The following is a 16,183-nucleotide window of genomic DNA, read 5'->3' on the forward strand; positions in this document are numbered from 1 at the left end:
TTAAGCTGGAATTATTTCATTTTGTTTGTTGCCATCAAAATCAAGAAGTATCCTCCTCCTAAAATGGCAACAAAGATACCCGCTGCGATTTGTGTAGGGTAAATCAATGTTTGTCCAAGCCAATCAGCCCAAAGCATCAATGTCGCGCCGATTAATCCCCCGATAAGAAGCTGCTGCTTAGCTTTTTTAGCGCCTAATAGAAAAGCCATATGAGGCGCCACTAATCCAATAAATGCGATAGGCCCAACAGTTGATGTCACCAAAGCACAGAGTAAAGCGACGAGAACTAATAGCATAATATTGGCTTTTTGAGCATGTAACCCACGACCTTGTGCAAAAGAACGGCTCACTGAAAGTAAGACTAACCAGCGGGTTAAACACAAAGTTAGAATACTCAAAACAGTGATGGCAATGGCAAAAATAATAGCTTGTTGGCCGCCAACTCGATAGGTGGAGCCTGATAACCATAGTAGTATGCGATAGCTGCTTAACGTACCTTGTGCGAGAAAGAACTGAACGAAAGCTTCAAGAGTCGCTGTTAAACAGATACCAGTTAAGATTAAGCTAGCTGGGGCATAAGATTGGCGTTTACCAAGCACTAGTAGTAAAGAGAGAACCAGCAAACTACCAATAAGTGCAACTCCCCATAATGAGGTTTGTATAGTGCTACCTAACAGTAAGCTAGCGAGCACTAAAGCGGCGCTAGCACCTGAGGAGACACCTAAAATATCTGGACTTGCCAGAGGATTATAAATAATTCGTTGTAATAGAGCCCCTGCGATGCTAAGTGCTAAGCCTGCAAATAGAGCGGTGAGAATTCGTGGCCACTTTAAGTCCCACTGAAAATTTGAAGGAATATCCCAGTAGTAATCTGTGCCATTTGTATGCAATAAAAGTGATATTGCAATACCGAGGATAAGGAATAATACGAGCGCTGAAATACTTGGTTTAGACAAATTTTTTGTTGTCGATAATAACCCTATTGATAATTGATCTTGCGCTGTTAGTGCTCGGCGACTAAACCAAATTAATAGAGGTGCACCAATAGCTGCGGTCATTACACCTGTGGGAACTACAATATTTAAGTAATTACTGAGCACAATAGCTCCGCTATCAGCAATAAGAAGTAAAATAGCCCCCATAATTGCACTCACAACTAATTCTGAGCGTGCGCTAAGTATCCCAAATCGACGAACAATGTTCGGTGCGAGTAAACCGATAAAACTGATCACGCCCACGCTAGTAATTGTTACTGCAACTAACCATGTAGCTAAAACAATGAAAAGTAAAAAAACAGGCAAAACGGCTAATCCGCGAGCTTGAGCACCTTCATGGCCTAGCTTAAGGAGTGTTAATACACGAGGAGCAAAGCAAACAATAATGAGGATTGGTAATAACAATGGAAAGAGCCAATTGATTTTATTCCATCCATCCTGAGCTAAGTTTCCTGCTCCCCACATAAAAATATTTTGTGCAAATTGTGAGTTCAACGTGATAAGTGCGGTGGCAATTGCACCGAGCAGAATATTGACCACCATGCCAGAAACAACGAGTGGTAAGCCTGTCATATTACGAATGCCAGCAATTAAAATAACCAAACCAAATGCCAATAACGCACCCACCATCGCTGCAATTGTGCTATATAACCCAGCATCATGACTAAACCAAATATTCATGATGACTAAAGCAAGCCAAGCACCTGATGAAGATCCTAGTGTGAGTGGTGATGTAAGGTTATTTTGTGTTAATTGTTGCATTAAACTACCCAGCAACCCAAAGGTAGCTCCGACCAGTAAAGCCATGGTCAAACGAGGAAGTTGCCCAAATAGAAAGAAAAAATCAGCAAATGTATCGGCAGATGAGGGATCTTTCACCAACTGTAATTGTTGACTCATCGTTAAACCAGGCTCTAGCTGTAAATTGAATAACGCTAAAAGCGCTAATGTAATTAACAGAATTAAATAATGTTTAGTGGTCATGATTTGGGGCAACTTGTAATAAGCTTTCAGTTAGTGCTTCTGCCATCAATTGTAGCGAGAATACGCCACCATAATTCCAAACAGGGCGAACACTATTCACATGCCTCTGTTTAACGAAAGGCATAGATTGCCATAAAATTGAAGTTGCTAGTTGGCTCTCATCTGCGAATGGTTTGATATACAAAACATATCCATCATCAATGAATTGCAATGAATTTATACGCTGTTGTTCGATTCCCCATGGGCGCGCAGGTAATAATATTGCGGGTTTTAACCCTAGTTGTTCAAGCACATAATTTAATGTTGAATTATCGGTATAGAGAAATACCGTACTAAGACTCGAAAAACGGATTACCGCAACACTAGGCTGTTCGTCAAATGCAATAGCGAGTTTAGCTTTCAACTCTGTAAATCGTTTATCCATATTACTAAGAAACTGTTTCGCTAACTCAGTCCGTTCAAAGAGTTCAGCCAATGTATTAAAATTGGCGATCGTGACAGCGCCTGCATTATCTTCACGACCAAAGTTCGGTAAGTAGACAACGGGTGCAATTTTTTGTAGCAGGGGGAGTAAGTCTTCTTGAGAGCTAGTCGCGATAATGACGTCAGGATGAAGTTGAGAAATTTTTTCTAAGTTAGGTTCTGCTCGTGTCCCTACTTCCTCTATGGAGGAGGGAATTGCAGGTTCAACTACCCATTGCTGATAACTACTCAGTTCAGTTGCCCCCACAGGGACAATGTTCAGCGTTAATAACTGCTCTAAAAGATCCCAATCGAGAGCTACTACGCGTTTAGGTGGAGCGGCGAAATGCTGTTCGCCCAATCCATCAGTAATCGAAATTGTTTGGGCATTTCCCACGAAAGTGCAACAAAATACACTGAATAATAATAGTGAGCGCCACCAATTTGTAATCAAATGCATACGACAGCCACCCTATGAGCATCAGAATCTGGATAATCGGGATGTGATATTAATTTGATTGGTGTGTCATAGAGTGATGATAAGCGTGATTCATTGTGTAGAAGCGAAGAGTTGCCTTCGAAATCAATTTGACCATTTTTAAGGGCAATAATGTGAGTTGCATAACGTAATGATAAGTTAATGTCATGAAGAATAACAATAATGCCGATTTTATGCGCTTGATTTAACTCACTCAGTAATTTCATTAGCTGGTATTGATGCTGGATATCTAACGCAGATGTTGGTTCGTCTAATATCAAGACAGGGGATTGTTGGGCTAACAACATAGCAACCCAAGCGCGTTGGCGTTCACCACCTGATAAGTTATCGGCAAGGGTATCAGCAAATTCAGCAACGCCTGATTTGTCGATTGCTTGTTGGATAATTGCGTCATCTTCAGCTTGCCAACGACCGAATGTACCACGCCATGGGAAACGACCTAAGCGAACCAATTCTCTGACAGATAAGCCAGCAGAAGCAGGCAACTTTTGAGGGAGGTAGGCAATTTTTTGCGCCAGTGTCTTGGTTTTATATTGGGTAAGGTCTTTTCCTTGCAAACAGACAGTACCGGTATCTGGTGCCATTTGCCCAGAAAGAAGATTAACCAAAGTTGATTTTCCAGAGCCATTATGTCCCAGTACAACAGTTAATTCAGTTGTCGGAATGGCTAACGAATCTATCGCTAAAATGGTGCGATTATCGCGAATGATTTTTATATTCGATAATTGAAACATAAATAGAGACTCAAAGGGCGTACATTAAAAATGTGTACGCCCAATTAAAATTACCAAAAGTATTTTGTTTGTAAAACAAAAGAGCGAGATTGGCCGTAATAGCACCAGTAATCACATGATGCAATATATTCTTTATTGAGAATATTGTTCATATTGAACTGAAATTGCCAATTATTAGATAATTTATAAATCGCTGCCATATCCCATAAAGTAGCACTAGGCACCGTCAAATCACTGCTTGCTGGACTATCCTTTGATTGACCAAAGTAACGGATACCAGTTCCTAATTTTAGGGATTGGTTATCCAATACTGGGATTTCATAATCAGTCCATACAGTGGCCATGTGTTTAGGGATAATGCCGGCTTGCTTACGCCCTTTGCCGCCTGTATTATCAGTTTGAGCATTAGTATAGGTGTAAGTTGCTTTAGCGCTCCAGTTATCGGCTAAATTAGCAAAGACTTCACTTTCAATACCTTGAGAGGTCACTTTACCTGTTTGGCTGGCAATAAAGGTAGTAGGATTGGTGACTAACGCATTTTTTTGTTCAATATCAAACCAAGCAACATTCAGGTAGCCGTCAATAAAGTAGGGGGTATATTTAACCCCAGCTTCAAACTGTTCCCCTTTAAGCGGCTTATATAGCTGCTTTGTCGTTGGGTCAATGGTAGATTGTACTTCAAAAGATTGAGAGTAATTCAAGTACGGTGAAACACCGTTATCGGCTAAATACATTAACCCTGCATTTAGGCTCATTTCACCATCACGACGAGATTCATTTTGATCGTTTTGCTGGGTTTTATTTTCCGTTTTGACCCAGTCATAACGGGCACCTGCGACACCAATCCATTTACCCTCAAATTTAGTTTGGTACTGTGAATATAGACTTGTTTGAGTTTTATCAATAGTGCGATTGATATTATTTGCTGGATTCAGCGGCGTATAATAACCGTAAATCGGGTTCCAAGGATTAATCGTGCCGAAAGAAGTATCTTGTTCGTCACCTTTGGTGCGGTGGTACTGAAATTCAACACCCGCTAATAATGTGTGTTCAAATCGTTCACTATCCCATTCACCAACAACATTATTATCAAAGCTAAAACTTTGGTTTTTACCATCACGGAATACGATACCTCGATCCAACTCTAACTTTGCTGGTTCATTATTAAAGTAAGCATATACACTGCGAAGAGTGAGGTCGTTATAGCCATAATTAACACGTTGAGCAAAGCGCCACTCAGTATTAAATTGATGTTCTAATAAATAACCAACAGATAATTGTGTTCGTTTGTATTTGTCGTAACCTGGTTCACCTAAATTAGTTGAAGGCTTAATTTTACCGTATTGAGAGTGGATCAATGTGCCAGCTGCTGGAAAGAATGGGTTAGTCGGCGTACCATCGTCATGTAAATAAGTTCCCATCAACGTTAGCATAGTACTATCAGTAAGATCAAAGGCAGCACTTGGCGCAAGATAGATTCGCTTGTTATCTGTCCCTTTTAACTCACCATCCGATTTTTTCATCAGTCCCACTAAACGGTAGCGAGCTGAATCTGTATTACCAGATTGAGTAGAAAGGTCGAAACCTAATCCTTGATGATCATTATTACCCGCTTCTAAATAGATCTCATTTTTAGCATTCGGTGAGGGTTTTTTAGTCACTAAATTGACCGCACCGCCAGGGGTTGATTCGCCAAATAATACTGCGGATGAACCTTTAACAACTTCAATGCTCTCTAGCCCATAGGGTTCAAGCAGCCATGTGTAGTATCCATCACGATATAAGCGGCTATTGTCTAAATAAGTTGCCGCATCAAAGCCACGTACTTTAAACCAATCTGTATCGTTGTCTGCGCCATAAGGTTGTGCGACAACACCGGAAGTATAGCGGAGTGCTTCGTCAATTTTTTGCGGGGCATGCAACTCTAAATCTTGCTGAGTGATAATAGAAACAGATTTAGGTGTTTCTTGTAATGCTGTATTAACCTTTAATGCTTGGGCACTAACGACCAGAGAATCATGTTTATCACTATTTTGTTCATTAGCTATTGCTTGATTGTGAACAAATAATGCAGAAACTGTACATATTGCAACGTGATGTAAACGAAATTGGTGTGTTTTCTTCACAAATTTAACCTAAATAATAGTGATAATAACTATCAGTATTATTACCAATAATGTGCATTGTGAATATAAATAATTATCATTTTTTTGTAAGAAATAGTTATAAGCAGAATTTTTAATAGAGGTCTTTAAAAGTCAGAAGAGGGAAACGAAGATGACAAATAAAATTGAGGTGATACCTTGCTATAGAGGGCAAGGTAGTCATTTTTTATTGTAAAGAATCAGTAGTCAATAATGTTGCGCCTTGTTGTGACATTTCTGCTAAAGCAAGTTCGCTGTCCATGGCAGATAAATTAACGCCACGGCACCCATCAGTAAGAACATCAACCTCATAGCCAAGCTTTAATGCATCTAATACGGTAAATTTTACACAATAATCAGTTGCAATCCCCATTATAAATAGCTGAGTGATTTGCTGTTCTTGTAACCAAGCATGCAGACGGGTTTGACTCACTTTATCATTATCGAAAAAAGCACTGTAGCTATCAACTTGAGGATTTTCACCTTTAGTAAAGACCTCAGATATTGCTTTACTATTTAAACTAGGATGAAAATCTGCACCAGTTTCACCTTGTACACAATGGACTGGCCACCAAACTTGGGTAATGCCATTAAGTTTGCCAACATCGCCTACTTGAGTTCCCGAATTGACAGCAAAACTGAGATGTTCAGCAGGATGCCAATCTTGGCTAGCAATAATTGGAATATTTTGTTGTTGGCAATATTCAATCGCTTTGTTGGCAGCTTGGATCACGAGTTCACTTTCTTTAACCGCAAGGGCGCCATGAGTACAAAAATCATTTTGTAGATCAACTAATAGTAAAGCGGATTTAATTGTATCTTCACTTTGGTTATTCATCGGCATAGCTAAGTTCGCCTCTAAGATTATTTTGCATTAATTCTCGCACATGTGCTTGAGTGTAATCTTGACTGAGTAAATAGTGTAATTTACTCAAAGCGGCTTCAAATGTCATATCAAATCCACTGATAACACCAGCTTCGGCAAGTGCATGGCCTGTTGCATAACCGTCCATATTGACTCGACCAGAAATACATTGTGTTAGATTTACCACAATAATACCTCGGCTTGTTGCATCATGGAGGATCCGTAATAATTCCGGTTGTTGTGGTGCATTTCCGACACCATAAGAACGCAAGATCAGGGCCTTTACTGGCTGTTGTAAAATGTTACGCACAATATCGATAGAGAGACCTGGATATAACATGACCACACCAATTGGCTGAGGCGTAATACGGTGAGTGATAAATTGACCAACGCCAATAGGAGTAGGGCAAGTATTGAAAGCTCGAATATGAATACCCGCTTCCATCAACGGTGGGCAATTGGGTGAGGTAAATGCATCAAAGCCATCCGCGTGAGCTTTTACAGTACGATTGCCTCTGTACAATTTATTATTAAAAAATAGACCCACTTCATTAACAGGATAGTTAGCTGCAAGGTACAGTGCATTCAGTAGGTTAGTTTGTCCATCAGAACGGAGTGCTTCCAAGGGGATTTGTGACCCTGTCACAATAATTGGTTTTCTCAAGTTTTCTAGCATGAATGATAATGCAGACGCTGTATAAGCCATGGTGTCAGTACCATGCAAGATCACAAAGCCATCATAGCTATCGTAATTATCATTGATATCATCTGCAATATTTTGCCAATCTTCAGGTGTAATATCGGAAGAGTCAATTAAAGGCAGATGCTCTTTTATTGTAAACTTAGGCATTTCAGGGCGATGAAATTCAGGCATTTTAGCCAATTGGGATTGAAGGTGGCCTGATACTGGGATATAGCCTTGTGCTGAGTGGCGCATACCAATGGTGCCACCGGTATACACAACATAAATCGATTTCCTTTGCATTTATCTACCTAGCTTTTACTGAGTATATGCTTAACAAATGGTGTGAATAAGAGTTGTTATCATTTTCTCTATTCCAAGATATAGCAATATTGACTTATTTAATGATGGTTATCTACTGCTAAAACGCTATTGTGCAGCGGAAAAATGTGGTTGTTAGTGAATAGGATGGATAAATTCCCTAAGGAGCGCTGTAATTATTATACGCCAAATTGTCGTTGATGCTGATGTAAAAAAGTCGATTACCCAAACCATATAGGTAAGTTATATGATCTGGGTTTTGGATAGATATAATGTTGTCTTCTATTTTATTAATAAAAAACGAAGTACTAATTAATTTCCGCACAATTTAAACAGAATGCATAGCGACTTTGAGGATCATTCATCTTCAAGAAGAATTGTGCCTGCTGGCGGATATCTGTTGCGATTGATTGTGGTAAAAATACTTGTAACGCATCTGGCATAACAGCTTGAGCACTGCTGCTTAATTCTAATATAAGCTGATCCATAAATGTTAGCTCAGGTTGCATCCAATCTAGCTCGACATTATCAAGCTTAGCTAATTCTGTAGCTTTGTTGACGGCATCATCAAAATCACCGAGTTGGTCAACTAATCCGATTTTTTTAGCATCACTACCAATCCATACACGGCCCTGTGCGATTTTATCAATTTCAGCTGGAGTCTTATTACGTGATTTGGCCACTAGCCCAACAAAAGTTTTATAGCCATTTTCGATGGTGATTTGCATCATATCGGAGAACTCAGGGCTAATACCTTTTGTGGCAGAAACATCGGCAAGAGGGGTTGTTGAAACTCCATCAGTATAGACACCGATTGAATCAAGCACATTTTCAAAGGTGTTAATGACACCAAAGATGCCAATAGAACCCGTTAATGTACTTGGACTAGCAATAATATAATCAGCAGGTGTTGATACCCAATAGCCACCTGATGCGGCCATGCCACCCATTGAAACGATAATAGGCTTACCCGCTGCACGCGCAGAAGCTAATTCATTACGGATGAGTTCAGAGGCGGTGACACTACCACCAGGACTATTTACCCGCAATATAATGGCTTTAATGTTTTCATTGAGCCGAGCTTCACGAATTTGTGATGAGATAAGGTCACTACCTGCAATTCCAGGCGTTTGTGGGCCATCCATAATGGCACCTTGAACGACAATTACCGCGATATTACCTGCTGTCTCAGTTCCTAAGTTTGTTAACTTACTTGAGTAATCATAGATGCTGATATAATTGAAATGTTTATCAGATTCATTCCAACCAAAATGCTTTTTCAGTACATCTTCGGCTTGCTCACGCGTGTAAACCTTATCAACCAATTTCTGATTTAACGCATACTGTGCACTATCGCCACCCGCTGCACGCAACTTGGTAAGTAAGGTCGCTGTACCGGGGAAAATACTGTCTACAGTTGTATTGCGGTTTTTAGCCAATGTACCTAAGTAGTTATTCCATAGCGTTCCTAACCACTGTTTGCTCGCTTCGCGTGCTTCAGGTGACATGTTGTCACGCATCAATGGCTCTACCGCAGATTTATAAGTACCCACACGGAAAATATGGCTGCTAACTTTAAGCTTTTCTAGTAGCGATTTATAGTAGAGGGTATTTGTTGAGAAGCCGCGTATCTCGACCATGCCTTGGGGAGAAAGGAATATATTGTCAGCATAGCTAGCTAAATAATATTGCCCCTGAGTAAAGCTATCACCAACAGCATAGATAGGTTTGCCTGATTCTTTAAATTGTGTGATGGCTTTACCAATGAAGTTAAGAGAAGGCTGATCTGCCCCAACAAGATTATCTAAACGGAGTACCATACCCGTAATGCGATCATCAGACGCTGCACTGCGAATTGTATCGACAATATCAAACAGTGAGTTTTCTTGCATACGATTGCTTGATGAACCTAATAATTCACGGCTCATTCGGCCTAAAGGATCAGGCGATGAAACTTGGTCAACAATGACACCCTGCAAATCAACATAAAGTGCACCAAAATAATTTTGATCTGGTTTAGATTCTGATTGATAGAGGGCTATCGAACCAATAACTAAAAAGCACAACACAAGGAAAATGGTATTAAAAACCAGTTCCCGAATAAAATTTAGTATTCGCCAGCTAAACTTAAATACAGTGGCGATAATCTCCCATATTTGACGCATAATCTCTCCGAGACACGAATTTGCACTTCTATCTTAATGAAATAAAAACAGTTGTCTGCTAATGAATGGCATTTTTATTCATAACAAAACGGTTAAGGGCGTTGTACAATGCCGTGATTATATTTTTCAATACATACAAATGATATAATTCAATCAATTAATTTATCTAACCATAGTTCACTTAGCTAAGAAGATGGTAATCAGCCTAAGTGAATTCACAATCACAAAACCAAAAGTGAATGTGAGCGTAAATGAGCATGGCTATAATTGCTTGTTTGAATCACTATTATATCAGTTTAATCTGAATCGGAGATGAATATGGATGCTTTAACCCTTTTATTGACCCGCCGTTCAGCTTCACGGCTAACAACACCAGCACCTCAACAAGATGAGTTACAAAATATTCTAGCGGCTGGTATGCGAGCTCCTGACCACGGTGCTTTACGCCCTTGGCATTTTATTGTTATGCAAGATGAGGGGCTAAATCGCTTTAGTCAACTCCTTGAGAGAGCGGCAAAGGAAAGTAAGTTGGGATCTGAGGTTGAAGAAAAAGCACGTAATGCACCATTTCGAGCACCGTTGATTATTACCGTTATTGCAAAAACTCAAGATCATCCAAAAATTCCTGAATGGGAACAAATTATTGCAGCTGGTTGTACAGTGCAAGCGATGCAAATGGCAGCTGTAGCACAAGGCTATAGTGGGATATGGCGTTCTGGTTCTTGGACAGAAGATGCAGTCGTTCGCGAGGGATTAGGCTGCGCACCAACTGACCATATCGTTGGATTTTTGTATTTGGGGACTCCTGAATTAAAGGCACCAGCTAAGATACAAATTCCAGACATGCAAGACTTTGTTTCTCATTTTTAAGAGGGTTGATAATAATGGAAAAAATTAGACTTACGCAGTATAGCCATGGTGCGGGTTGTGGTTGTAAAATTGCACCGAAAGTGTTGGAACAAATACTTCATACTGAGCAAGCAAAGTTCCAAGATCCTCATTTGTTAGTCGGCAATGAAACGAAAGATGATGCAGCAGTATATGATTTAGGTAATGGTATTGGCATCATCAGCACAACTGATTTTTTTATGCCAATCGTCGATTCCCCTTATGAGTTTGGCCGGATTGCTGCAACAAATGCAATTAGTGATATTTTTGCGATGGGTGGTAAACCTATAATGGCGATTGCAATTTTAGGTTGGCCAATTGCTAAATTACCGCCTGAAGTTGCAAGAGAAGTCATCGAAGGTGGTCGAGCTGCTTGTGCTGATGCTGGAATATCTTTAGCGGGTGGTCATTCAATTGACGCGCCAGAGCCTATTTTTGGTTTAGCTGTAACGGGCGTAGTGAATACTGAATTTGTGAAGAAAAACAGCGCAGCAACCGCAGGTTGTGAACTATTCCTGACTAAGCCTCTGGGAATAGGTGTACTGACGACCGCTGAGAAAAAAGGAGTTTTAGCAGTTGAACACCAAAATTTAGCAACAGAAACCATGTGTCAATTGAATAAATTAGGGGCAGTTGTTGCGCCATTAGATGGTGTGACAGCCATGACTGATGTGACAGGATTTGGTTTGCTTGGTCATTTAAGTGAGATTTGCCAAGGTTCTAATGTTCGTGCTGAAATTCGTTTTAGTCAAATTCCAAAATTAGATAATGTCGAGAGCTATATTGAAGCAGGTTGTGTACCGGGTGGAACGCAACGTAACTTTGATAGTTATGGACATCTTATTGGTCCTATGACAGATGCCCAACGTAATTTGTTATGTGACCCACAAACATCGGGTGGATTGTTAATTGCAGTCGAACCTTCTGAAATAGCCAAAATTAAAGACATTGCACAGCAGCAAGGTGTTTTGTTACAGTCTATCGGGAAATTATTACCCCATCGGGACAATGTACCTTTAATTGAAGTGATAGATTAATTCATGCGTTTGTTTATTGCGGAAAAGCCTAGCCTTGCGCGGGCAATTGCGGATGTACTTCCTAAACCTCATAAACGGGGGGATGGTTTTATCCAGTGTGGTGACGACCAAATGGTCACTTGGTGTATAGGGCACTTATTGGAGCAAGCTGAACCAGATGCTTATGAACCACGCTATGCGCGTTGGAATTTGCAAGATTTACCCATTATTCCAGAAAAATGGTTGTTAAAACCGCGTTCCTCAGTAACCAAACAGCTTAAAACGATAGGAGCTCTTCTAAAACAGGCGACGGTAGTTGTGCATGCCGGAGACCCTGATAGAGAAGGGCAATTGCTGGTGGATGAAGTATTAGATTACTTGGATCTTGCCGGAGAAAAAAGAAAGCAAGTTAAGCGCTGTTTAATCAATGACCTCAACCCTCAAGCTGTTGAAAGAGCAATTGATAGGCTACGCGAAAATCGCGAATTTATTCCATTATGTGTTTCAGCTCTGGCTCGAGCTAGAGCTGACTGGTTATATGGTATTAATATGACTAGAGCCTACACCTTGCTTGGTCAACGCGGTGGTTATCAAGGTGTACTTTCTGTTGGGAGAGTACAAACCCCTGTGCTTGGTCTGGTTGTACGTCGTGATGAAGACATTGAAAACTTTATCCCTAAAGACTATTTCGAGGTTAAGGCGCATATTGTGACGCCACAAGATGAACGATTTGTGGCTATCTGGCAGCCGAGTGAATCTTGTGTTGATTATCAAGATGAAGAAGGCCGTTTGTTCCACCGACCTTTAGCTGATCATGTTGTATCGCGTATTACCGGAAAACCTGCATTTGTCACCCAGTATCAAGATAAACGTGAATCTGAAATAGCCCCGTTGCCATTTTCACTTTCGGCATTGCAGATTGAAGCGTCAAAGAAATATGGTTTGAGCGCTCAAGAGATTTTAGATATCTGCCAGCGTTTGTATGAAACTCATAAGCTGATTACTTATCCACGTTCGGATAGCCGTTATCTGCCTGATGAACATTTCGCTGGCCGTCATTCAGTGCTAAATGCAATTTCTGTCCATCAGCCTGAATTAACAAAATTTGAACTACCGGAACTCGATAAAAAAAATCGCTGTTGGGATGATAAAAAAGTCGATGCTCACCATGCAATCATTCCAACGGCGAAAGCGGTATCAGTTAAACTCACTGAACATGAAGCTAATGTTTATCAACTAATTGCGCGGCAATATATTATCCAATTTATGTCGGATGCGGTGTACCGTAAATGTACTATCGACCTTGAAATTGAGAACGGTAAATTTACAGCGAAAGCACGCTTTTTAGCTGAAGCAGGTTGGCGTGTAGTTTTGGGCAGTAAAGAACGTGATGCAGAGAATGATGGAACTCCTTTACCTATTGTAGCTAAAGGGGATGAGCTATTGTGTGAGAAAGGTGAAGTTATTGAGAAACAGACTCAACCACCAAGGCCTTTTACGGATGCAACGTTGTTATCTGCAATGACTGGAATTGCTCGATTCGTGCAAGATAAAGCATTAAAAAAAGTATTGCGAGAAACCGATGGATTAGGTACGGAAGCAACTCGTGCGGGTATTATCGACTTATTGTTTAAGCGCCAATTTCTATTTAAAAAAGGTCGATATATTCATTCTTCTCCAGCAGGAAGAGCGTTAATCCACGTACTTCCAGATATGGCAACATTACCGGATATGACTGCGCATTGGGAGTCTATATTGACTCAAATTAGTGAGAAGCAGACCCGTTATGATGACTTTATGAATCCATTGAGTTCAACACTGATGAAGCTTATACATCAAGCCCGTCAGTTTACGAATCTCAAAGCCTTCCGTGAACTGCCTCCTGTAACAAAAAATAAAGGTAACAAAAAACCAGCGAAGCCGATGAAAAAATCGAAAAAAGGTGATGAATGATAAAATAATGGAAGATGGAAAAAGTATTATTTGCTTATAATAATTAAGTGAATGGTTCTAACGTTTTCCAATATTTATTACCGAAAAAGCGTGAATAAGAAAAAGAGTATAACCGTACCTAGTCATTAAGTATAATAATATCAATGCATTAGATTTGGATTTGGCAATAAGTACGGGCTAAACATATTCAAAGATAACAACGACAAACATCGGCCAATTTAAGTGTTTTTTATAATGCAGTGTGACATGTCACGCTGCATTATTTTTGTAGAATTACTCAATAATAATAAAATATCTTTTATACTGACAACGCGAGAGGCGACTTATTACTTGGTTAAATCAAACTCAGCCCAAACTGGTGCATGGTCTGACGGCTTCTCCATACCTCGTATTTCATAATCAATACCCGTTGCTATACAACGGTTAGAAAGTGGCTTAGAAGCTAAGAGTAAATCGATTCGTAGACCTCGATTGTCATCAAATCCTTTTGAACGATAGTCAAACCATGAATAACAATCAGAGATATCAGGATTCATTGTGCGATAGGTGTCGATTAATCCCCAATTTAACAGCGTTTCCATCCATTCACGCTCTTCAGGTAAAAATGAGCATTTACCCGTTTTTAACCAACGTTTACGATTGATTTCACCAATACCAATGTCGAGATCAGTATGGCTAATATTCATATCGCCCATAATTAGTAGCTGTGACTCAGGTGTTTGCGTTGATGTTATATAATTCTGCAAGTCTTGATAAAATTTTTCTTTTGCTGGAAATTTAGTCGGATGGTCGCGGCTTTCACCTTGAGGGAAATAACCATTTACAACAGTTAACGGGCCATTATTGGTTTCAATGTCTGCCATGATAATACGACGTTGAGCATCATCAGCATCTGTAGGAAAGCCTTTTCGAACAGCAATAGGTTTATTTTTTGTGAGTAGTGCGACGCCATAGTGAGCCTTTTGACCGTGATAAAATACGTGATATCCCAGTTTGCTGACGTCATCATAAGGGAACATATCGTCATGAACCTTAGTCTCCTGTAAGCCTATTACCTCAGGTTGATGCTTATCAATGATCGCAGCCAATTGGTGTGGACGAGCTCTGAGGCCATTAATGTTGAAAGAGATAAATTTCATGGTCTTTTATCACCTGTTAGATATTTTTATGTATTAGTTGATTCTAACAGATGATGCGTAAACTGTAACTATTAAATAACTATTTAAATAATGAATTAATTATGAAACATAAATATTTCCATATTTAATTATAATATTAATATTATAAATTTAAAATTAAATAAGATTATTAGTTATACAATTAATGAAAAATATGTTCGTCTATTTCCAATTGGTGATTTATATTTAATGTGATTTAATAGTCAACCCATAAAAAATAATGAAATGAAACAGTATAATATATTGCTTTGCCTTGATGGAAATTATAAAAATACTTTTATGAAATATTGTTACTCATTCAATGAAGTATTAAATTGAATTTTTTCATCTAAGATGTCAAATAATGGGTTATTCAACGTGTTGTTTTAATAGAGAGTTGCGTTGAATTATGCGTATTAATAAACAGAATGGGGTCATAGATATGTTCTTTTCAAAAAAATTAGAGGCATTTATGGCAGTTGTTGAAAATGGCTCATTAAGCAAGGCTGCAAGGGTGATGAATCGAACGACACCGCCTATTGCTAAGTCGATTAAAGATTTCGAAACAAGCTTGGGTAAGAGGTTATTTAAAAGGGAAAAATTTGGTATGACATTAACCAAAGATGGTCAGGAGTTATATAATGATCTACGTGATCTTTATTTACAAGAGAAGGAAATAACAAAAAAACACTTCACTGGTTATATTGTCAATGAAGCAAATATTTATTATGACTGGGGTAAGGAAAAGTTTCTTATTAATTTGTATCAAGCTGCTAATAAAAATAATGTTCAAATTAATATATTGAGATTTAATTATGAGGAGGTTGATGAAATTTTCGATTATGATGGGAATACGGTTATATTAAGTTCGCAACCAGTAATTAGTGAACGGTTTTCATTGCAAAGAAAAATAAAAAACACTTCGTTAGGTATTTATTGTCGAAGTGAACTGTATGAAAAGTATGGGAATAATATTATGAATTTATTGAGAAGTTGCACATGGTTATGTAATCCTGCATTTTATAAAAGTAGCTTGATGAGTGAGTTGTTAGATAAAACCGAATTGGATGGAAATAAAGCAAGTATAAGGCAAATGGATAACATTGGTAGCTGTCAAAGCTTTCTTCAGGTTGGTGATTTTATAGGTATAATTGATTATTATCCAGAAAATGATCTTAACAATAAATCACTAAGTTATATTCCGTTGGATTCGATTATAGATAGTTGTTGTTGTTATATTTATAAGTCAAAGTCACACTCAAGTGTGCTAAACCGATTTACTAACGTTATTGATACTCTGGATGAGAGTAAGGTTTGA

The 16,183-nt window shown here is 39.1% G+C and carries 12 protein-coding genes; 4 read left to right on the plus strand and 8 right to left on the minus strand.

All coding sequences use genetic code 11. The features are described from left to right. Positions 1-11: 11 nt before the first annotated feature. The 7 genes from fhuB to sppA form a co-directional block, all read right to left on the minus strand. Complete coding sequence (gene fhuB, locus OOA_RS04820; protein ID WP_008911007.1) at positions 12-1,979, minus strand: Fe(3+)-hydroxamate ABC transporter permease FhuB; 1,968 nt, start codon at positions 1,977-1,979, stop codon at positions 12-14. After that, a complete protein-coding gene (locus tag OOA_RS04825) occupies positions 1,969-2,901 on the minus strand; it encodes an ABC transporter substrate-binding protein (RefSeq protein WP_008911008.1) in 933 nt (310 codons plus the stop codon). Before OOA_RS04825 ends, fhuB begins: the two co-directional genes overlap by 11 nt. Then, the gene (locus OOA_RS04830; protein WP_008911009.1) at positions 2,892-3,674 is read right to left on the minus strand and encodes an ABC transporter ATP-binding protein; all 783 of its coding nucleotides are present in this window, start codon (positions 3,672-3,674) and stop codon (positions 2,892-2,894) included. The genes OOA_RS04825 and OOA_RS04830 overlap by 10 nt, the downstream gene beginning before the upstream one ends. Positions 3,675-3,724: 50 nt before the next feature. Further along, positions 3,725-5,800, minus strand: coding sequence for a TonB-dependent siderophore receptor (locus tag OOA_RS04835; protein WP_008911010.1), 2,076 nt, complete (start codon positions 5,798-5,800; stop codon positions 3,725-3,727). Positions 5,801-6,005: 205 nt separating this feature from the next. Continuing rightward, positions 6,006-6,662 (minus strand): bifunctional nicotinamidase/pyrazinamidase, encoded by a 657-nt coding sequence (gene pncA, locus OOA_RS04840; RefSeq protein ID WP_008911011.1) that lies wholly within the window; start codon positions 6,660-6,662, stop codon positions 6,006-6,008. Further along, positions 6,649-7,668: an asparaginase gene (gene ansA, locus OOA_RS04845; protein ID WP_008911012.1), complete on the minus strand. Its 1,020-nt coding sequence runs from the start codon at positions 7,666-7,668 to the stop codon at positions 6,649-6,651. Before ansA ends, pncA begins: the two co-directional genes overlap by 14 nt. Before the next feature lie 326 nt (positions 7,669-7,994). Further along, the gene (gene sppA / locus OOA_RS04850) at positions 7,995-9,851 is read right to left on the minus strand and encodes a signal peptide peptidase SppA (protein WP_008911013.1); all 1,857 of its coding nucleotides are present in this window, start codon (positions 9,849-9,851) and stop codon (positions 7,995-7,997) included. Positions 9,852-10,169: 318 nt separating this feature from the next. On the opposite strand from sppA, the gene OOA_RS04855 reads away from it, so the two are divergent. Genes OOA_RS04855 through OOA_RS04865 form a run of 3 tightly spaced genes read left to right on the plus strand, consistent with a single transcriptional unit; the run spans position 10,170 to position 13,708 of the window. Beyond that, entirely contained in the window at positions 10,170-10,721 is a 552-nt protein-coding gene (locus tag OOA_RS04855; protein ID WP_008911014.1) for an NAD(P)H nitroreductase, read from the plus strand. Positions 10,722-10,735: 14 nt separating this feature from the next. Next, entirely contained in the window at positions 10,736-11,776 is a 1,041-nt protein-coding gene (selD, locus tag OOA_RS04860; RefSeq protein ID WP_040690801.1) for a selenide, water dikinase SelD, read from the plus strand. A 3-nt stretch (positions 11,777-11,779) separates the two neighbouring features. Continuing rightward, a complete protein-coding gene (locus OOA_RS04865) occupies positions 11,780-13,708 on the plus strand; it encodes a DNA topoisomerase III (protein WP_008911016.1) in 1,929 nt (642 codons plus the stop codon). Positions 13,709-14,034: 326 nt separating this feature from the next. On the opposite strand, the gene xthA is transcribed toward OOA_RS04865, so the two are convergent. After that, positions 14,035-14,847 carry an exodeoxyribonuclease III gene (gene xthA, locus OOA_RS04870; protein ID WP_008911017.1) on the minus strand — a complete coding sequence of 271 codons (813 nt, stop codon included), beginning with the start codon at positions 14,845-14,847 and terminating at the stop codon, positions 14,035-14,037. A gap of 460 nt (positions 14,848-15,307) precedes the next feature. On the opposite strand from xthA, the gene OOA_RS21220 reads away from it, so the two are divergent. Further along, positions 15,308-16,183: a LysR family transcriptional regulator gene (locus OOA_RS21220; protein WP_040690805.1), complete on the plus strand. Its 876-nt coding sequence runs from the start codon at positions 15,308-15,310 to the stop codon at positions 16,181-16,183.

Origin of the sequence: Providencia burhodogranariea DSM 19968 (genome assembly GCF_000314855.2) — a bacterium.
GTDB classification, from domain to species: Bacteria; Pseudomonadota; Gammaproteobacteria; order Enterobacterales; family Enterobacteriaceae; genus Providencia; species Providencia burhodogranariea.